General features: G+C 70.2%; 20 protein-coding genes. 17 read left to right on the top strand and 3 right to left on the bottom strand.

Annotated elements, in window-relative coordinates; translation table 11 throughout:
• Window positions 1-164 precede the first annotated feature (164 nt).
• The 17 genes from BLS97_RS00875 (at window position 165) to BLS97_RS00805 (ending at window position 15853) form a co-directional block, all read left to right on the top strand.
• Window positions 165-515 (top strand): histidine triad nucleotide-binding protein, encoded by a 351-nt coding sequence (locus BLS97_RS00875; protein WP_090474124.1) that lies wholly within the window; start codon window positions 165-167, stop codon window positions 513-515.
• Window positions 516-726: 211 nt separating this feature from the next.
• Window positions 727-1737 carry a PhoH family protein gene (locus tag BLS97_RS00870; protein WP_090480961.1) on the top strand — a complete coding sequence of 337 codons (1011 nt, stop codon included), beginning with the start codon at window positions 727-729 and terminating at the stop codon, window positions 1735-1737.
• Window positions 1734-2291, top strand: coding sequence for an rRNA maturation RNase YbeY (gene ybeY, locus BLS97_RS00865; RefSeq protein ID WP_090474123.1), 558 nt, complete (start codon window positions 1734-1736; stop codon window positions 2289-2291). Before BLS97_RS00870 ends, ybeY begins: the two co-directional genes overlap by 4 nt.
• Before the next feature lie 5 nt (window positions 2292-2296).
• Complete coding sequence (locus BLS97_RS00860) at window positions 2297-3739, top strand: hemolysin family protein (RefSeq protein WP_090474122.1); 1443 nt, start codon at window positions 2297-2299, stop codon at window positions 3737-3739.
• Window positions 3736-4101, top strand: a complete 366-nt coding sequence (locus tag BLS97_RS00855) for a cytidine deaminase (protein WP_231988283.1) — start codon at window positions 3736-3738, stop codon at window positions 4099-4101. Before BLS97_RS00860 ends, BLS97_RS00855 begins: the two co-directional genes overlap by 4 nt.
• The gene (gene era, locus BLS97_RS00850; protein WP_090480955.1) at window positions 4101-5021 is read left to right on the top strand and encodes a GTPase Era; all 921 of its coding nucleotides are present in this window, start codon (window positions 4101-4103) and stop codon (window positions 5019-5021) included. Before BLS97_RS00855 ends, era begins: the two co-directional genes overlap by 1 nt.
• A gap of 116 nt (window positions 5022-5137) precedes the next feature.
• Window positions 5138-6217, top strand: coding sequence for an SIS domain-containing protein (locus BLS97_RS00845; protein ID WP_090474121.1), 1080 nt, complete (start codon window positions 5138-5140; stop codon window positions 6215-6217).
• Window positions 6218-6244: 27 nt separating this feature from the next.
• Window positions 6245-7648: a M20/M25/M40 family metallo-hydrolase gene (locus BLS97_RS00840; protein ID WP_090474120.1), complete on the top strand. Its 1404-nt coding sequence runs from the start codon at window positions 6245-6247 to the stop codon at window positions 7646-7648.
• Between the two features lie 90 nt (window positions 7649-7738).
• On the top strand, window positions 7739-8488 hold the full coding sequence (locus BLS97_RS23650; protein WP_231988282.1) for a hypothetical protein: 750 nt from the start codon (window positions 7739-7741) through the stop codon (window positions 8486-8488).
• Window positions 8489-8640: 152 nt separating this feature from the next.
• Window positions 8641-9933 carry a M16 family metallopeptidase gene (locus BLS97_RS00830; RefSeq protein ID WP_407938034.1) on the top strand — a complete coding sequence of 431 codons (1293 nt, stop codon included), beginning with the start codon at window positions 8641-8643 and terminating at the stop codon, window positions 9931-9933.
• On the top strand, window positions 9933-11477 hold the full coding sequence (locus tag BLS97_RS00825) for a M16 family metallopeptidase (RefSeq protein ID WP_090474117.1): 1545 nt from the start codon (window positions 9933-9935) through the stop codon (window positions 11475-11477). Before BLS97_RS00830 ends, BLS97_RS00825 begins: the two co-directional genes overlap by 1 nt.
• Before the next feature lie 47 nt (window positions 11478-11524).
• Window positions 11525-12442 carry an NAD(+) diphosphatase gene (gene nudC, locus BLS97_RS00820; protein WP_090480952.1) on the top strand — a complete coding sequence of 306 codons (918 nt, stop codon included), beginning with the start codon at window positions 11525-11527 and terminating at the stop codon, window positions 12440-12442.
• 90 nt (window positions 12443-12532) lie between these two features.
• Window positions 12533-14554, top strand: a complete 2022-nt coding sequence (locus tag BLS97_RS00815) for an ATP-dependent DNA helicase UvrD2 (RefSeq protein ID WP_090474116.1) — start codon at window positions 12533-12535, stop codon at window positions 14552-14554.
• A gap of 178 nt (window positions 14555-14732) precedes the next feature.
• Window positions 14733-14888 carry a hypothetical protein gene (locus tag BLS97_RS22555; protein WP_157695096.1) on the top strand — a complete coding sequence of 52 codons (156 nt, stop codon included), beginning with the start codon at window positions 14733-14735 and terminating at the stop codon, window positions 14886-14888.
• Window positions 14889-15046: 158 nt separating this feature from the next.
• Window positions 15047-15331, top strand: coding sequence for a WhiB family transcriptional regulator (locus BLS97_RS00810; protein WP_090480949.1), 285 nt, complete (start codon window positions 15047-15049; stop codon window positions 15329-15331).
• 92 nt (window positions 15332-15423) lie between these two features.
• A complete protein-coding gene (locus tag BLS97_RS24095; RefSeq protein ID WP_269457480.1) occupies window positions 15424-15549 on the top strand; it encodes a hypothetical protein in 126 nt (41 codons plus the stop codon).
• A gap of 103 nt (window positions 15550-15652) precedes the next feature.
• Window positions 15653-15853, top strand: a complete 201-nt coding sequence (locus BLS97_RS00805) for a hypothetical protein (protein ID WP_090474115.1) — start codon at window positions 15653-15655, stop codon at window positions 15851-15853.
• A gap of 5 nt (window positions 15854-15858) precedes the next feature.
• On the opposite strand, the gene BLS97_RS00800 is transcribed toward BLS97_RS00805, so the two are convergent.
• The 3 genes from BLS97_RS00800 to BLS97_RS23170 all read right to left on the bottom strand — a co-directional run bounded on the left by BLS97_RS00800 (window position 15859) and on the right by BLS97_RS23170 (window position 18724).
• Window positions 15859-17208, bottom strand: coding sequence for an ABC1 kinase family protein (locus tag BLS97_RS00800; RefSeq protein ID WP_090474114.1), 1350 nt, complete (start codon window positions 17206-17208; stop codon window positions 15859-15861).
• Between the two features lie 131 nt (window positions 17209-17339).
• The gene (locus tag BLS97_RS00795; protein WP_090474113.1) at window positions 17340-18413 is read right to left on the bottom strand and encodes a hypothetical protein; all 1074 of its coding nucleotides are present in this window, start codon (window positions 18411-18413) and stop codon (window positions 17340-17342) included.
• 161 nt (window positions 18414-18574) lie between these two features.
• Window positions 18575-18724 (bottom strand): DUF5679 domain-containing protein, encoded by a 150-nt coding sequence (locus BLS97_RS23170; protein ID WP_172832188.1) that lies wholly within the window; start codon window positions 18722-18724, stop codon window positions 18575-18577.
• Window positions 18725-18949: the final 225 nt, after the last annotated feature.

Genomic DNA, 18949 nt, shown 5'->3' with positions numbered 1-18949 from the left:
GAGCCGTCTGCGGCGTTCTCCTCGTCTCGGAGACAAAGGCGGTCTCCGTCGACTCCTCGGCCTTGCATCCGGCGCACCTGAGAACCGCTCCGGCCCTCAGGCGAGCCGTCTGCCGCGTTCTCGCCGTCTCGGACGCGACGGCAAGATCCCAGTAAGTTGGCCCCATGACTGATCCCGACTGCCTGTTCTGCCGGATCGTGGCCGGAGCCGTCCCGGCGACCATCGTCTACAGCGACGCCGACGTGGTGGCCTTCCGCGACATCAACCCGCACGCGCCGGTGCACGTCCTGGTGGTTCCGCGGCTGCACTACGCCGATGCGGCCGCCCTGGCCGCCGCCGACCCGGCCCTGGTCGGGGCGATGGTCTCCGGGGCGCGGTCGGTTGCAGCCGGCGAAGGGGTCGAGAAATCCGGGTACCGGTTGATCTTCAACACCGGTCCGGACGCGGGCCAGACCGTGTTCCACGCCCACCTGCACCTGCTCGGCGGCGGGCCCCTGCGGCTGACGATGGCGTGATCAGCGCACAGCGGAAACCTGATGGCGCTGGCGACGATAGAATCCATACGGTAGGGACGAGATCACTCCTCCACACTCCGACCACCGAAAGTAGGCAGCGCTCCTAGTGCCGGACACTCCCACGGCCGCCCAGGCGACACCCGACCCGAGTTCGGGCAACGGTCAGACGCCGCGCGGCCGGACCGCAGCTACGAGCAACGCCGAGTTCACCATGGTGGTCGCCGACGAGAAGGCCATGGTCGGCCTTCTCGGCTCCCGCGATCTGCTGCTCCGCCTGCTCGAGGAGCACCTTGCGGCCGACATCCACGTCCGCGGCAACCGCATCACCCTGCGCGGACCCGACGCCGACGTCGCCTTTGCCGAACGCGTGATCCGCGAGCTGTTGCAGCTGCAGGCGTCGGGATCGGTCATCACACCAGATGCGGTCCGCCGCACCATCGGGATGCTGACCGACGCCGACGAAGACGCCGAGGCGCCGTCGCAGGTCCTCGGGCTGAACATCATCTCCCGCCGTGGCCGGGTGATCCGCCCCAAGACGCTGAACCAGAAGCGCTACGTCGACGCGATCGACGAGAACACCATCACGTTCGGTATCGGGCCGGCCGGGACCGGCAAGACCTACCTGGCCATGGCCAAGGCCGTGCAGTCGCTGCAGGCCAAGCAGGTCACCCGGATCATCCTGACCCGGCCGGCGGTGGAGGCGGGGGAGCGGCTGGGATACCTGCCGGGCACTCTGTCCGACAAGATCGACCCATACCTGCGCCCGCTGTACGACGCGCTGCACGACATGCTCGATCCGGAGTCGATCCCGCGGTTGATGGCGGCCGGCACCATAGAGGTGGCGCCGCTGGCCTACATGCGCGGACGCACCCTCAACGACGCCTACATCATCCTCGACGAGGCCCAGAACACCACGGCCGAGCAGATGAAGATGTTCCTCACCCGTCTGGGGTTCGGCTCCAAGATGGTCGTCACCGGCGACGTCACCCAGATCGACCTCCCCGGCGGCCAGCCGTCCGGCCTGCGGGTCGTCCGGCAGATCCTCAAGGACGTCGATGACGTCTCGTTCAGCCTGCTGACCTCCGCGGACGTGGTCCGGCACCGGCTGGTCGGCGACATCGTCGACGCCTACGCCCGCTGGGACGAGACGAACACCGACCCGGCCGCCGATCACCAGGACCGTCGTCTGGGCCATTCGAACCGCCGAGGGGGACGGTCGTGAGCATCGAGGTCGCGAACGAGTCCGGCGTCGGGGTGGACGAGTTGGCGCTCGTCTCGGTGTCCCGCTACGCCCTGGGCCGGATGGGCATCAACTCGCTGGCCGAGTTGTCGATCCTGCTGATGGACGTCGAGGCGATGACGGAACTGCACATCAAGTGGATGGACGAAGAAGGTCCGACCGACGTGATGAGCTTCCCGATGGACGAGCTGGAGACGGCTCGCCGCCCGGACGAGGCCGGACCCGGTCCGGCGCTGCTGGGCGACGTCGTGCTGTGCCCCGCGGTGGCGCTGGAGCAGGCCACCCAGGCCGGCCACAGCCTCGACGACGAACTGCATCTGCTCACCGTGCACGGCATCCTGCACCTGCTGGGTTACGACCACGTGGAGCCGGCCGAGGAACGCAAGATGTTCCAGCTACAGAACGAACTGCTCGACGACTGGCGTGACGAGCGCGAGCGCGAGGCCTACCAGGCCCGGCTCGCCGCCGTCGACTCGGCGGTGCTGGACGTCGTGGCGGCGGTCGAGCCCTCGCCCGACCCATCCGAGGATCACTGACCGGCGTGAACGCTCTGGATGTCGTCCTGCTCATCCTGGCCGCTGCTCTGATCCCGATCGCCGGACTGCTGGCCGCTGCGGACGCCGCGATCACCATGGTCTCGGCGGCGCGGGTCGAGGAGATGCAGCGGGAGGGTCGGCGCGGTGCCGCGTCCTTGTTCGCGGTGGTCGCCGACAAACCGCGCTACACGAATCTGTTGCTTCTGCTCCGGGTGGGTGCCGAACTGACCGCCACCGTGCTGGTCTCGGCGGTGGCCCTGAGCACCTGGGGTTTCCGCGTCTGGGTCGGCGCGGCCATCGTGCTGGTGATGCTGCTGGTCTCCTACGTGGCCATCGGTGTCCTGCCCCGCACCATCGGGCGCCAGCACCCGTACACGATCGGCCTGGTCGCGGCCGGCGCCACCCGGGCCATCGGGCGCGTGCTGTCCCCGGTGGCGTCGCTGCTGATCCTGTTCGGGAACGCCATCACCCCGGGTCGTGGCTTCCGGGAAGGCCCGTTCTCCTCCGACATCGAACTGCGGGAGCTGGTCAACCTGGCCGGCGATCGCGGTGTGGTCGAAGAGGCGGAACGGGAGATGCTGCAGAGCGTCTTCGAGCTCGGCGACACCATCGTGCGCGAGGTGATGGTGCCCCGGACCGAGGTGGTCTGGATCGAGGAGACCAAGTCGTTGCGGCAGGCTCTGCACCTGGCCACCAACTCGGGCTTCTCCCGGATCCCGGTGATCGGCGAGGACGTCGACGACGTGCTGGGCGTGATCTACATCAAGGACCTGATCGCCCGGACCCTGTCGATCGACCCCGGTGACCGCGGGCCGACGCTGGCCGAGGTGATGCGGGCTCCGGCTTTCGTCCCCGAGTCGAAGAACGTGGATGCGCTGCTGCGCGACATGCAACGCACCAGGACCCATTTCGCGGTCGTGGTCGACGAGTACGGCGGCACCGCCGGCATCGTGACCATCGAGGACATCATCGAGGAGATCGTCGGGGAGATCACCGACGAGTACGACGCGCCCCAGCCGGATCCGATCGAGCACCTCGAGGACGGGATGGTCCGGGTCTCGGCCAAGCTGCCGGTCGAGGACCTCGGTGACGTGTTCGACGTGGAGCTCCCGTCCGACGACGTCGAGACCGTCGGCGGTCTGCTGGCCCAATTGCTCGGACGTGTGGCCCTGCCCGGCGCCGAGGCCACGGTCAACGGACTGAAGCTGATCGGCGAGGCCGGAGTGGACCGCCGAGGGCGCCCGCGGGTGCAGACCCTGCTGGTGCGCCGGCTGACAGAGCAGGAGCAGGCCGACCTCGCCGGCGACGGACGCGAGGAAGAACCGGAGCTGGAGTTCGAGGCCGCGGATGCCGAGGCCGATCGGCCGGACCGGTCCGAGAAGAACGACAAGCCCGAAAAGGCCGACAAGCCCGAGAAGGCCGACAAGAGACAGAGGATCGACCGGTGACCCTGCACGACCCCGCCCCCAGCTCCGACCAGCAGGTCCTGCTCCCCGAGGACGCCAAGCTGGTGACGCTGGCCCGTGGTGCGAAGGGCCGCGCCGGTGCCGTCCAGGGTGCAGCCGTCCGTGACGAGGACGGGCGTACCTACGCCGCGGCCACGGTGTCCCTTCCGTCCCTTACCCTCACCGCTCTGCAGGCGGCGGTGGCGCTTGCCGTGTCGTCCGGGGCGACCGCGTTGGAGGCGGCCGTCGTGGTCGGCGCCGGCGGCGCCGACCCGGCATCGCTGGCCGTCGCTCGCGATCTGTCGACCGCGCACCTGATCGTCACCGACGACGCCGGTGTCGTCGTGCAGCGGATCAACCCGTGATGGCCCGCAAGACCGATGCCGCGGCCCATCGTTCCGGGTTCGCCTGCTTCGTCGGGCGGCCCAACGCAGGGAAGTCGACCCTGTTGAACGCCCTGGTCGGAACCAAGATCGCGATCACGTCGGACAAACCGCAGACCACCCGGCGCGCGGTCCGCGGCATCGTCACCCGGCCCGATGCGCAACTGGTCATCGTGGACACGCCCGGCATGCACAAGCCGCGGACCCTGCTCGGAGAGCGCCTCGGTGACCTGGTCCGCAGCGTGTGGAGCGACGTCGACGTGGTCGGCTTCTGCGTGCCCGCGGACGAGAAGGTCGGGCCGGGTGATCGCCGGATCGCGGCCGAGTTGTCCGAACAGGCGCCGAAGACACCGATCATCGGGATCATCACCAAGACGGACAAGGCCACCCCGCAGCAGGTGGCCGAGCAGTTGCTGGCCCTGTCCAAGGTTCGCGACTTCGCCGAGGTCATCCCGGTGTCGGCGGTAGCCGACAGCCAGGTTGACGTGCTCGCCGACCTGCTCATCGACCGGCTGCCGGTGAGCCCGCGCCTGTACCCGGACGCCGAGCTGACCGACGAACCCATGGAGACCCGGATCGCGGAACTGGTGCGCGAGGCGTCGCTGGACGGCGTCCGCGACGAACTGCCGCATTCGCTGGCCGCGCTGGTGACCGAGATGGGTCCGCGCGAGGGGCGCACCGACCTGACCGACATCTACGTGACGATCTTCGTCGAACGGGACTCGCAGAAGGCGATCGTCCTGGGGCATCAGGGTTCTCGGTTGTCCTCGGTGGGCCGCCGAGCGCGGCTGCAGATCGAGGAGCTGCTCGGCACCCGGGTGTATCTGAATCTGCACGTCACCGTGGCCAAGGATTGGCAACGGGATCCCCGCCAGCTCCGCAAGCTCGGCTTCGACCTCTAGCTCCGCCGACTTCGCCGCACCGGACGGAGGTGACGCCTGCTCAAGGCACTGTTCAATGCTGCTCGTAACCGTTACGATATGAGCAATTGCGAGCATTGAACGAACAGGAGCGGTGAATGTCGGATCAGGTGGTCTCGCCCAGGCCCGGTGCGCAGGTGCAGCTCGAGATGGCCGAACAGCCCGAGGTCCTGGCCCGGATAGTCGGGCGGCGGACGGAGTTGCACGAGCTGGTCCGCAGCCGCCTCCCGAGCCGCCTGCGCGGCATCTCCCTGATCGCCCGCGGGTCGAGCGACAACGTCGCCGTGCATGCCCGGTATCTGCTCGAACTGGCCACCGGCCTGCCGGTCAGCCTGATCGCGCCCAGCATCATCACCCGCTACCACCACACGCCCGATTCCCGGGACCATCTGGTCGTCGCCCTCTCCCAGTCCGGGAAGACCCCCGAGATCGTCGACGTGGCCCGGCGTCTGGCCGACGGCGGGGGAATGGTCGTCGCCGTGACCAATGACGACGACTCGCCCCTGGCCGCCGCGGCGACGGTGACCCTGGCCGTCGGAACCGGCCGGGAACTGGCCGTGCCGGCCACCAAGACGGTGACCGGTCAACTGGCCCTGGTCACTCTGCTGGCCGAGGCCGTCGGGAGCAGCATCGCCGAATACACCGGGGGAGAGTCGGCCTGGGCGGCCTTGCCCGACGCGGCGGCGCAGACCCTGGCGGACGAACGGCTGCTGGCCGAGGCGGTCGCCGTCCTGCAACCGCGCGGTACGGCCATCCACCTGGCCCGCGGGCTGACCTACTGCGCCGCCCTGGAAGGCGCGTTGAAGTCCAAGGAGACGAGCCGGCGGGTGCACGAGGGCTTCTCCAGCGCCGACTTCCTGCACGGTCCGCTCACCGTCGCCTCGGACGAGGTCGCCGTGGTGGCCTACGGGGCGCGCGGCCCGGTGCTGGCCGATGTCGCCGAGACCGCACGGGCGGCAGCCGAACTCGGTTCCCCGGTGATCGGTGTCGGCGCTCCGGAGGTCTGGAACGGTGTGCCCGGCGCCATCGGGCTGGCCGTGCCCCAGACCCTCGGTGAGGCGCTCGCGGTGATCCCGTTGGTGATCCGGGGTCAGCAACTGGCGATCGCCACCACCCTGGCCCTCGGGCTGGATCCCGATCGCCCGGCGGGGCTGAACAAGGTCACCGCCACCCACTAGAAATCCGGCCGGGCATAGGTTTGTCCCATGACTTCCGAACGCGACGTTGTCCAGGCCGGAGCGGCCCAATGGCTCGACACACTGCAGGACTGGGTGCGGATCCCGTCGGTGAGTGCCGACCCGGGCCACCACGGCGACGTCACCGCCAGCGCCGAATTCCTGGCGGAGCAGCTGCGGGCCAACGGTTTTCCCGATGTGAAGGTCCTCGCTGACGGGCCGTGGCTACCGGCCGTGCTGGCGCACTGGCCGTCGGGCGATCCGGACGCCGTCCGGGTCGTCGTCTACGGCCATCACGACGTCCAGCCCGCGGACGGCGTCGAACGCTGGACCTACCCGCCGTTCGAGCCCCGGATCATCGACGGTGTGCTGCACGGCCGGGGGGCCAGTGACGACAAGGGCAACATCGCCATGCATCTGCTGGGGCTGCGCGCGCACCTGGCGGCCACCGGACGCACGTCACCGGCGGTGAATCTGACCCTGCTGGTGGAGGGCGAGGAAGAATCCGGTTCCCCGCACATCATGGAACTGCTGCACGCCTACCGCGACGAGCTCGCGGCCGACCTCATCGTGGTCTCCGACACCGGCATCTTCGGGCCGGAAACGCCGTCGGTGTGCATCGGCATGCGCGGCCTGGTCGCCGCCGAGATCCACGTCCACGGACCGGACATCGATCTGCACTCCGGGTCCTTCGGGGGTGCCGTGCCCAACCCGATCACCGAACTGTCCCGCATCCTGGCCGCCCTGCACGACGACGACCGCCACGTCACGGTGCCCGGCTTCTACGACGACGTGATCGAGCCGACCGAGGCCGAGCGCGCCGCGACGGCCGCTCTCCCGTTCGACGAGGAGGCCTGGATCACCGGGCCGGCGGCGTCCCGAGCGGCAGCCGGTGAGGCCGGCTGGACCACCCTGGAACGGATCGGCGCCCGCCCGACGGCTGAGATCAACGGCATCTGGGGCGGCTACACGGGACCGGGCAACAAGACCATCGTGCCCACCGACGCCTACGCCAAGGTGACGTTCCGACTGGTCGGCAGACAACAGCCGGCCGTCATCCAGCAGCAGGTGACGGATTTCGTCACGGCGGCCGCGCGTCCGGGCGTGCAGGTCGAGATCCATTGGGAAGGAGCCGGTGTCGCCCCGCTCTACGTGGACACGGAGCACCCGGCGACCACGGCCACCCGGGCCGCGCTGGGGCAGGCCTTCGACACGGACGTCGTGTTGATGACCAGAGAAGGCGGGTCGGGTCCCGAGGCGGAACTGGCGGGCGTCATCGGGGCGCCGCTGGTCTTCCTCGGGGTGATGACCGACGACGACCAGATCCACGCGCCCAACGAGAAGGCGGTGGTGTCGTTGCTGCTGAAGGGCTGTGAGGCGGTCGCGCACCTGTGGCGCGAGCTGGCCGAACGGGGTCGGGCCGGGTTGCGGTAACGCCCGCTCGCGAAGCTGCCGGCTCGCCTTGCCCGGCCGTTCCCCCGAGCCTTCGGCCCGACGCACCGCCGGGTGTGCCATGATCCGCGGGTGGGCAGACATGGGGCCGGTCAGAAGGACAGGCGTGGCGGCGGCCGCATGGTCCGGTTGCCGGTCCCGCTCGTCGCCGCCGGGCTGCTGGTGGTCGCCGCGGTCGGCTTCGGGATCTGGCTGTGGTCGGTCCGTTCGGTCACCGATCCGATCGACGCCGACCCGGTCGACGCCTACGCCGTGGTGATGTCGTCCCCGTCCTGCGCGTCCGGTGCGGGCAACACGGTCGTCGAACTCGCCGTGACCCCGCCGGTCCGCAGTTCGGTGTCCGCCTGCGGGCACCGGGTCGGCGAACGGGTGGCCGTGCAGTACCTGCAGGGCCATCCCGACCAGGCGCGGCTGTCCGGCACCACCGTCGCGCATGCCGATCCAGCCGGCCGATGGCTGCCCATCGCCATCCTGGCCGCCGGGCTGCTGGCCGTGATCGCCACCGTCACCCTGCTCGTGGAGCGACGCGCCTCTCGGCACGCCGGTTCCCCCGCGCGCGTGACGGTGGCGCAGCTCCGGGCCGGGGCGAGCACGCCCGCCGTCGACCCGCCCCCGGCCGGTTGGACCCCCCGGCCGGCGGCGGCAACGTCGGCACCGGCGCCGCCGGCAGCGAGCACCGAACCGGCGGACAACCCCGATGTGACGTCCAGGGTCGCGATGCCGGGCTTCCCCGGTGCGACCGTCCAGCCCTTCCGTCCCAGCGAGATCGCGGTGGACGAGGACCTGTTCACGCACCACGGGGTCGAGCCGCCGGACCGGTGACCGGTGCCGTTACGCCACCGGCGCAAGCACCCGGCCCCGCCGCCGCCGTTCGCGTCGTTAGGGTGGTTGGCGTGAGTCCAACCGCGAAGAGCGCCCCACGTCGTCCGCCGGCGAAGAAGTCCAAGGTCCGGACGGCGACCCCGGCCGCCGGAATCGTTCCCGGCGCCGACTACCCCGTCCGACGGTTCACCTTGGCCAATGGTCTGCGAGTGGTGCTCGCCCCCGACACCAGCAGCGGAGTCGTCGGTGTGGCCGTCCACTACGACGTCGGGTTCCGGTCCGAGCCCAAGGGCCGCACCGGTTTCGCGCACCTGTTCGAGCACCTGATGTTCCAGGGCAGCGAGTCCCTGCCCAAGCTCGAGCACTTCCGCCTGGTCCAGTCGTCAGGTGGAATCTTCAACGGGTCGACCCACACCGACTACACCGACTACTTCGAAGTGCTCCCGGCGGCCGCGCTGGAGCGCGGCCTGTTCCTGGAGGCCGATCGCATGCGGGCCCCGCGGATCACCGCCGAGAACCTGGCCAATCAGGTCGACGTGGTCAGCGAGGAGATCCGGCTCAACGTCCTGAACCGGCCGTACGGTGGATTCCCCTGGATCGACCTGCCGCCGGTGCTGTTCGACACGTTCGCCAACGCGCACAACGGTTACGGCGACTTCGTCGACCTCAACGCGGCCACCGTGGAGGACTGCGCCGACTTCTTCGAGCGCTTCTACACCCCGGCCAACGCCGTACTCACCGTCTGCGGTGACTTCGAGGTGCCGCGCGCCACCGATCTGATCCACCGCCACTTCGACGACGTCCCGTACCGTCCGGCCCCGGTGCGCCCGTCCTTCGCCGAGCCGTGGCCGACCACCGGCCGTCGGGCCGAGAAGATCGACCGGCTGGCCCCGGCGCCGGCCTTCGCGGTCGGCTGGCGCCTTCCCGATCCGGTGGCCGACCTCCCCGGTTACCTCGCCCACGTGTTGCTCGGCCAGGTCCTCTCGGAAGGGGAGTCGTCCCGTCTGCAGTCGGCCGTGATCGCCGAAGCGGGTCTGGCCACCGAGATCTGGGCCGGCCCCGGCCTGATGGGCGGACCCCTCGACGCCCGGGATCCGGACGTCTTCGTACTCGGCGCTGTCCATGCGGCCGAGGTGCCGGCCGACCGCGTCATCGAGGCCGCCGCGGCCCAGATCGCCCTGCTGGCCGACACCGGGCCGACGGAACGGGAACGTGCGAGCGCGATCGCCCGGTTCACCGCCGGGCTGTACCGCGAGAACGACAGCATCAGCGCCCGCACCCGCTCCATCGGCTCACTCGAGTTGCTGCACGGGCGGGCCGAGTTGCTCGGCGAGATCCCGGGCATCATGGCGCAGATCTCCGTCGAGGAGATCGCCTCCGCGGCGAAGTCTCTCGACCCGGCCGTCGGCGCCGTGCTGACCATCACCCCCGCGGCCGGCGAATGATGGCCGAAACGAAGAAGGCCACGCACAAGCAGAATTCCACCAAGTCGGGAGCCGGCAAGTCCGTGAGCAACAAGACCAAGACCGGCAAGAAGGGCGCCACCTCGGCCACCTCGGGCAAGAAGGCGGCGGCATCCACCGGCACCCCCGGAGGGTCGAAGAAGAAGGGCGGAGCCACGCCGGCATTCGTGGCGGGCCGGACCGCGGAACAGATTGCGGTGACCTCCGTCGGCCCGCGGCCGGTGCCCGAACTCTCCACCGCCAGGACGGCATCGCACCCGGAGCTGTTGACCAGGACGATCGACAACGGGCTGCGGGTGATCGCCGTCCGCAAGCCCGGCACACCGCTGGTCGAGGTGCGGTTGCGGGTCCCGTTCGGCGGGAGCACCGCCGCGCACAGTGCACGCGCCGAGGTGCTGGCCGCGACTCTGTTGCTGGGCACCGGTTCCCGGACGCGGGAGCAGGTGGACGCCGAGCTGGCCGTGGTCGGGGGGCATCTCGATTGCTCGGTCGACCCGCAGCGCCTCGCGGTGACCGGTTCGGTGCTGTCGACCGGACTGCCGGTGTTGCTCGACGTCCTCGCCGAGTCATTGGTGGAGCCGGCCTTTCGCCGGCACGACGTCCTCGGCGAACGCGACCGTCTGGTCGAACACCTGGCCATCGCGGCCAGCCAGCCGTCGGTCGTGGCCCGGGCCCACCTGCAGACCCGCCGCTTCGGGAACCACCCGGCCACCCGGGAAATGCCCGACCCGGCCGTGGTGGCCACCGTCGGAGTCGCCGCGTTGCGTTCGCTCCAGCAGAAGGCCCTGCTACCGGCCGGCTCCACCCTGGTGCTGGTGGGCGACATCGAGCCCGATCGGGCACTGACGCTGGTCGAGGTGGCACTGAGCCGATGGAGCGCTCCCGGTACGGCGCAGCCGCTGTCCAGCCCGCACGCCGTCGTCGGAGGAGCGGTCAAGGCCTTCCACCGCGACGGGGCCGTCCAGTCCCAGGTCCGGCTCTCGGCGGCGGCCCTGGAACGGACCGATCCGGACTACGCGGCGGGCCAGCTGGCCAACCTGATCTACGGCGGGTACTTCTCCTCCCGGCTGGTCGAGAACATCCGCGAGGACAAGGGTTACACCTACAGCGCACATTCCAGCTTCGAGTTCTGGCCGGCCCGGGCCGCCGTGACGGTCAGCTTCGACACCACCACCCCGTCGACGGCGGCGGCGCTGCTCGAGGCGCGGTACGAACTGGGCCGGCTGGCCCTGAACCCGCCGGAGCCGAAGGAGGTCGAATCGGCCCGCAACTACGCGCTCGGCACCCTGGCGACCTCCCTGGCCACCCAGGCCGGCTACGCGTCGACGTTGTCCTCCCTGGCCGGTCTGGGCCTCGACGTCGACTGGGTCAGGGAACATCCGGCGCGGTTGTCGGCGGTTACCGTCGACGACGTGACGCGGGTGGCCGGAACGCTGCTCGCGCCGACCGGTTACACCGGCGTGGTGGTCGGTGACCTCGAGGTGATCGGTTCGTCGTTGACCGCTCTCGGCGGCGTGGAGCTGTGAGGACCGAACCTGTACTGGCCGGCGGTACCCACGGATTCCCGATCGCCATGCCGGTGCTGTCACGGGCGTCGGCCGATCGCTCGGAGGACCTGCGAGACCCGGCCCGTACGGTGGCCGCCTGGCCGCAGGCCCGGATGATCACCATGGACGAGAACGGGCGTACGCCGATCCGTGAGGTCGACGGCCGGGTGGCCCTTGACCACCGCCCGGCGACCGATTTCGGGGACGTGCCCCCGGCCGAGGCGGTCCTGCTGGGGACGGTCGCCGACCCCGAATCCGGGCCGGTCGACTACTGGGCCGTCGCCGGCGAGGTGTCGGTCGGCGGGGAACTCTGGTCGTTCGCCGGTCAGCCCGATCCGTCGACCCTTCGGGAGGTCGGTGGGCTGCTCTCGGACACCGACGCCGGCCTGATGACGGCGGCCGTGGCCGTCCTGAACTGGCACCGGGCCGGGGGTTTCTGCCCGCGCTGCGGAGAACCCAGCGCTCCCGAGACGGCCGGCTGGTCGCGGATCTGCTCGAACGGGCACCAGGAGTTCCCGCGCACCGACCCGGCCGTCATCGTGCTGGTGCACGACGGGGCCGATCGCATGGTGCTGGCCCGCCAGCCCAGCTGGCCACCGGGGCGGGTCTCCGTGCTGGCCGGTTTCACCGAGGCGGGGGAGTCGCTGGAGGGCACGGTCACCCGGGAGATCGGGGAAGAGATCGGCGTCACCGTCACCGATATCGGCTACCTCGGATCTCAGCCCTGGCCGTTCCCCCGGTCGCTGATGGTCGGATTCGCGGCGCGGGCCGAGGTCGGCGCGGCCCTGAATCCGCGGGTCGACGAGATCGAGGCGGCGCACTGGGTCGATCGGGCCACGGTCCGGCGGATGCTGGCGAACGGCGGTAGCTCGGACGGCTTCATCCTGCCTCCTGGCATCTCGATCGCCCGGCGCATGGTGGAGGGCTGGGCGGCGCTCGACTGATCGATCCCCACGCAGCGGAGAGAAATTGTCCACATCCGGCGCGGAGGATTTCCTCACGTCGTACACCCGTGCGAAAATGGATGAGTGACAGTGGATCTGCTGGCCGGGCTCGACGACGGGCAACGAGCCGCCGTGCTCGCCCCCAGCGGGCCGGTCTGCGTTCTCGCCGGGGCCGGCACCGGCAAGACCAGGACGATTACCCATCGCATCGCCCACCTGGTGCAGGACGGCTCCCATCCGGTCAGCGAGATCCTGGCCGTCACCTTCACCACCCGGGCGGCCGGCGAGATGCGGCTCCGGCTGCGCAATCTCGGCGTGCCGGGGGTGCAGGCGCGGACGTTCCACTCGGCCGCTCTCAAACAACTCAAGTACTTCTGGCCCAAGGCCGTCGGCGGCCAGTTGTGGCCCGTGCTCGAGCACAAGCTGCGCCTGGTGGCGATGGCCGCCAAGCGGGCCGGCGCCGGCACCGACGCGGCCACCCTGCGGGACCTGGCCAGTGAGATCGAGTGGGCCAAGGCCTCGCTCATCGGCCCCGACGACTATCTGGCGGCCGTGGCCCGGCACCACCGGGACACGCCGGTGGCGGCGGCCACCGTGGTGAAGGTGTTCGGCGGTTACGAACGGGCCAAGAACGAGGCCGAACAGCTGGATTTCGACGACCTGTTGCTGCAGACCTGCGCCATTCTGGAATCCGACGAGGACGTGGCCCGCGAGTTCCGGTCGCGCTACCGCTGTTTCGTCGTCGACGAGTACCAGGACGTGACGCCGCTGCAGCAGCGGATGCTCGACGCCTGGCTCGGTGGCCGCGACCAGCTCACCGTGGTCGGCGACGCGAACCAGACCATCTACTCCTTCGCCGGGGCCTCCCCGGCCAACCTGCTGGACTTCGATCGTCGATACCCGCACGCCACCGTTGTCCGGCTGGAGCGTGACTACCGTTCCACCCCGCAGGTGGTGACGTTGGCCAACCGCATCATCGCCGGCGCGCAGGGCAAGGCGGCGCGGCTCCGCCTGAAACTGGTCGCCGTACTGCCCGACGGTCCGGCCGCGTCGTTCGACGAGTACCCGGACGAACCGGCCGAGGCCAGAGCCGTCGCCCAGAAGGCATCGATCCTGATCCAGGGCGGCACGCCGCCGTCGGGCATCGCCATTCTCTACCGCATCAACGCCCAGTCGGAGGTCTACGAGAAGGCGCTCTCCGACGCGTCGGTGCCCTACGTGATCCGCGGCGGCGAGCGGTTCTTCGCCCGTCCCGAGGTGCGCAAGGCGATCATCGCGCTACGCCAGGGGGCCAACCTGAACGTGGACGTCCCGCTGGTCCCGGCCGTGCGTCAGCTGCTCAACCCGGTCGGTCTGACCGAGGAACCGCCACCGGCGGGCGCCCTGCGCGATCAGTGGGATTCGCTGCTGGCCCTGGTCGGGGTGGCCGAGGAACTGGCCGACGCCACGCCGGACGCCACCCTGGCCACCCTGGTCGCCGAGCTGGACCAACGCTCGGATGCCCAGCACGCACCGACTGTCGAAGGAGTGACCCTGGCGTCGCTGCACGCCGCCAAAGGTCTGGAGTGGGACGCCGTGTTCCTGGTCGGGCTGACCGACGGAACCTTGCCCATCCAGCACGCCGAGACCCCGGACGAGGTCGAGGAGGAACGGCGGCTGTTCTACGTCGGAGTGACCAGGGCCCGGACGCGTCTGGCCATTTCCTGGGCCCTGTCCCGGACCGAGGGCGGCCGGCGCGGACGCAAGCGGAGCCGGTTCCTGACCGGCCTCGCCCCCGAGTCGGCCCCGGTCTCCCGCAACCGCCCGGCCGGGCGTTGCCGGATGTGCGGCGGACCGCTGAGCACACCCGCGGAACTCAAGATCGGCCGGTGCGACAACTGTCCGTCGACCGCCGACCCGGAATTGGTCGACGCCCTGCGCGACTGGCGGAAGACGACCTCCAGCCAGGCGTCGGTGCCGGCCTACGTGGTCTTCTCCGACGCCACGTTGCTGGCCATCGCCGAACGACGTCCCACCGATGATGCTGCGCTGCTGGCCATTCCGGGGATCGGGCGGACGAAGCTGGACGCCTACGGCGCCGACGTGATCGGCATCGTCTCCGCCACGCGCTGACTCCACCGGCTCGGCGCAGGTTCTTCGGCGACGGCTGGGCGGGGCCGAAAGAAATCTCAGAAGTTCTTGTTTAATCGGTTGCGCGGCCGGTGTAGGGGCGCATATGGTCGTCCTCGTTCCCAGTTGAACCGCCTCTCCCCGCCCGGGACGAGACCGCTACAGAAGGAGGTGCCGGACCGTGAATGACTACATCCAGAACCAGTTCGGTACCGCCGCTGTCGCGGACAGCGGCGTTGCCCGCATGCGTGTCGTCGGCGTCCCGGATTTCGCGGGACACCCGTCGGCTACGCCGGAGGGCACTCTGCGTCCGGCCGGGGATGAGCAGCTGAGGTAGAATCCAGCTCAACGCTCGCCTCCGGCCGCGGAATCCGACCTTCAGGGTCGCATTCCGCGGCCGTTGTGTATCCCGGCCGATGCCGACCCCCAGATCTGTGTGGGGCCATCCGGCCTCGAACACACAACTCTTCTCAACCCGGAGGTGAGAGAACCTTGATCAGCCTGCTTCTCGACCACGAATCGGACCCGCTCGTCGATCCGACTCTCGGTGAAGGACTGCCGTGTCACACCGGCGATCCGGACCTGTTCTTCGCCGAGCGCCCCGACGACCTGGAACGGGCGAAGGCCCTCTGCGCCGATTGCCCGGCGCGGGCGGCCTGTCTGGCGGCCGCGCTGGAGCGCGCCGAACCCTGGGGAGTCTGGGGTGGCGAGATCTTCGACCAGGGCGTCGTCATCGCCCGCAAGCGGCCCCGGGGCCGGCCGCGCAAGGTCGCCGCATGACCATCACTGACCCCATCTGTGCGCGGGATCACCTGTCTCGCAACGCTTCTGTCCGGCCGGAAACAGCCGGACCCCTTTCTAAGGTGCTCAAAATGAATCTCATGATCGAAAATCTGGTGCGCGACCGAATGCGTCGGACGCAGCGGGACGCCGAGCTCAGCCGAGCGGCCGACCGACTGCGTACCCGCGATCGTCAGAGCCGCCACCGCAGCTCCTGACGGCACGGGAGTACATCGTTTCCACGGAACGGCCGAGAAGTCGCCGCATGCGACCTCTCGGCCGTTTTGTGGCCTCTGCATTTCCGGTGGGTATTCTTCGCCGATGGCCGTGCCCGACTCGACGACACCCGACCCGGATCTGCCCGTCACGGCGTGCGCCCGGTGCGGAACCACCGCGGCCGGCCCGCCGCTCAGCTGGATGTTCGAGATGGATCGGCGTCGCGGCGGCGTGTGGTTCTGCGATCGCTGCGCACGCGAGAACCTCAGATCGGTCGAGGCCAAGCTGAATCAGGAATGGTGGTAGATCGCCTACTCCGTATCGGTCGCGGCGCCCTCGTCCAGGTCGTCCTCGTCGTCGAAACCGGGCTGCCACTGGGCGACGATGGCGCGGAACGGTGCGGTGGCGTCGAGTTGGCACAGCACGCCGATCGAGCCGAAGGTGACGCGGTGGATCATCAGGTAGGACGGCGGCAGGTTGATGTGCCGGGCCAGTTTGGCCTCTTCGCTCGACAGGTTCGACATGCGCGCGGCCTGGGCTTGCATCCACTTGCGCGAGAAATGGAAAGTCTTGTGCCGCAACGGCTCGGCGAACGGAGCCAGGTAGTCCAGCAGCGCCTCCGGATCGGGGTCGAAGCCGTCCAGAATGAAACCCTCGGCCCGCAGCCCGGCCAGGACGTCGTCCGCGTTGCCGTCCAGGGCCAGTCGCGACAGCTTCCCGATGATGGGCGGTGAGCCGCCCGGCAGCCGCGCGATGGAGCCGAAGTCGATGACGCCCATCCGGCCGTCGGCGGTGAGCAGATAGTTGCCCGGATGCGGGTCGGCGTGGAGCAGACCCACCCGCTCCGGAGCGGAGAAGTGCAGCAGGGTCAGCAGCAGCCCGGCCCGGTTGCGTTGCTCGACCGTGCCCGAGGTGATGATCTTGCCGAGGCCCGTTCCGTCGACCCATTCGGACACGATCACCTTGGGTGCACTGGCCAGCACCTTCGGGACGAGGAAGTCGGGGTCGTCGGCGAACCCACGGGCGAACGCCCGCTGGTTCGCCGCCTCGGCGGCGTAGTCCAATTCTTCCATCACGCGCTCACGGATCTCGGCCAGCAGCGGGCGCATCTGCATCCCGGGCACCATCAACCCGAATACCGGGGCGAGGCGGTTGAGCTGATCCATGTCGGCCTTGAGGGCGGCCGCCGCGCCCGGGTACTGGAGCTTCACCGCCACCTCGCGGCCGTCGTGCCAGGTCGCCCGGTGCACCTGCCCGATGCTCGCCGCGGCGGCGGCCTCCTCGTCGAACTGGAGGAAGCGATCACGCCACCCGGTGCCGAGTTGCTCGGCCATCAACCGGCGGACGGTGGAGGCGGGCATGGCCGGCGCGGCGTTCTGCAGCTTCGCCAGCGCCTCCCGGTAGGGCTCGGCGTACTCGTCGGGGATCCCGGCTTCGTAGACGCTCAACGCCTGCCCGAACTTCATCGCGCCGCCCTTGAGCGTGCCCAGCACCTCGAAGACCTGCTCGGCCGTCCGGCGCTGGATCTCGGCCGAGACATCGTCCCGGTCGCGTCCGATCAACCGCTGCCCCCAGCCCAGGGTGACCCGTCCCGCCGCGGACAGGGGCAGGCTCGCCAGGCGGGCGGTTCGGTTCAGGGCACCACGGGGGATTTCGGACACCGTCCCATTGTGTCTGACGCGCGCGTGGGCTCGGCCGGAATCGTGCCGGTGGGCTCGATATGACGCCGAATCGGGCCAAGAACCACCGTTGGGGTCGACGCCGACCCCTTGGTGGACGGTTGGCGGACTGCTCAGGCGGAGCATCCGCAGTCCGGGTGCACCTCCCAGGAACGGCGTCGGGGCGCCAGATCGCCCAGCATCCATTCGATGGTCCCGTCCAGCGTGGCCGGCTTCGTCGTCCCGTCGATGTGCGACAACGCGTCGGCCGCGGCGATCGATGCGGCGGCCGCGGCCAGTTGGATCGCCGGGACCCGGATCTCGTGCCGGAGCTCCTCCTCGAGGGTGCCGCGGAAGTGGTCGATCTCGGACCGGCGGCGCAGGACACAGGCCAGGCAGCTCGATCGGCCGGGGAGGACGAATGGTCCGACGGCCGCGGTGGTCAGCCCGGCCGTCACCGCCAGGTGCGGAAGTCGGGACGCGGTGAGTTCAGCGGCCAACGAGGGGGAGGGGGGCCCGTCACCGGCCAGCACGACCAACGTCAGGCGATGGTGCGGAGCCGGTGCGTTGACCCGGACGCCGGGCGCCGATCGCCGCAGGTTGGCGGCCAGGATCGCGGTGTCGCCGGCCGTCGGGGACCCGATGCGGCCGTCCCTCGGTCCGGTCGTCGCGGTGCCGGCGGCCAGGTCGGCCAGGTCGGCCAGGCGCAGCGCGCGGTCCGGCTGCTGGTGCACATGCCCGACACCGGCCGCGGCCAGTGAGGTGGCGACGGCGGTGGCGACCCGCCCGGTTCCGCGGACCACCACGATCGCGTCCTGGCGGGCCTGCAACGCCCGGCGGGCGGCCGGGATACCGAACGGGTGCACCAGGCTGTCGCGCTCGGGTTCCAGGAACGCGCCGGCCGTCACCCCGGAGAACCTCCACTGGTGGGCCGGGACGAGCAGATGGGCGTCCAGCAACTGACTCAGCACCTCGCGCCACGGCACGGGGTCCGCGTCGTGATCGCGCAGGACCGCCCCGACCGGTGCGGTTCCGTTCAGGCGCCGCAGGATCGAAGCGGCTTCCGGTGGCGCGTGGTGCAGCACCAGGCAGTGGGGCGGTTCGCTGCCGATCTGAACGCTGTCCGGATCGCGGTGAAGAACCGGCAGGCCGCTGATCATGGTGTAGACGCCGGTCAGATCGATCGCGCGCGACGTGGGGACACTCACCCCGGCCCCTCTTCACGCACGCCCACCCGCATGCGATCAGCGTCGCATGCAGCGCGGCCGCCGCGACGGCGTTGTCCACAGGCCGGGACCGGGTGGCCGGCGGTGGCGAGCCCGCGCCGAACGACGCCGGGCCGCGCCGCGGCCCGGCGTCACCCTGCCGATCAGGCCTTGCCGAGGATCCGGTTCATCTTGGTGCCACAGACCGGGCAGGTGCCCTTGGCCATGCGACGCCCGTTGGTCTCGTGGACCTCACCTTCGAAGTCCCGCTTCTCCTTGCACTTCACGCAGTAGCCGTTGTAGGTGTCGGCCATCAGCCTTGTTCCTCTCATCAGGCCGCCGGGCGGCTGTGCCGCCGGTCGGACATGTCAACCCGGATCAGCGACCCGGAACCGTGGCCAACCGTACCCGCAGGTCGGCGGTCTGCCGGGTATTCCAGGGACGCGTCAGCATCGTCGGGGACCGCCAGGGCGAACGCTCCGCGACCGGGCGGGGCGAGAAAGGCGACAAATCGACCACGCCTTTCCGGGGGGTGACGG

Origin of the sequence: Nakamurella panacisegetis, from assembly GCF_900104535.1 — a bacterium.
Lineage (GTDB): Bacteria > Actinomycetota > Actinomycetes > Mycobacteriales > Nakamurellaceae > Nakamurella > Nakamurella panacisegetis.
This window is presented reverse-complemented; position numbering and strand designations above follow the sequence as displayed.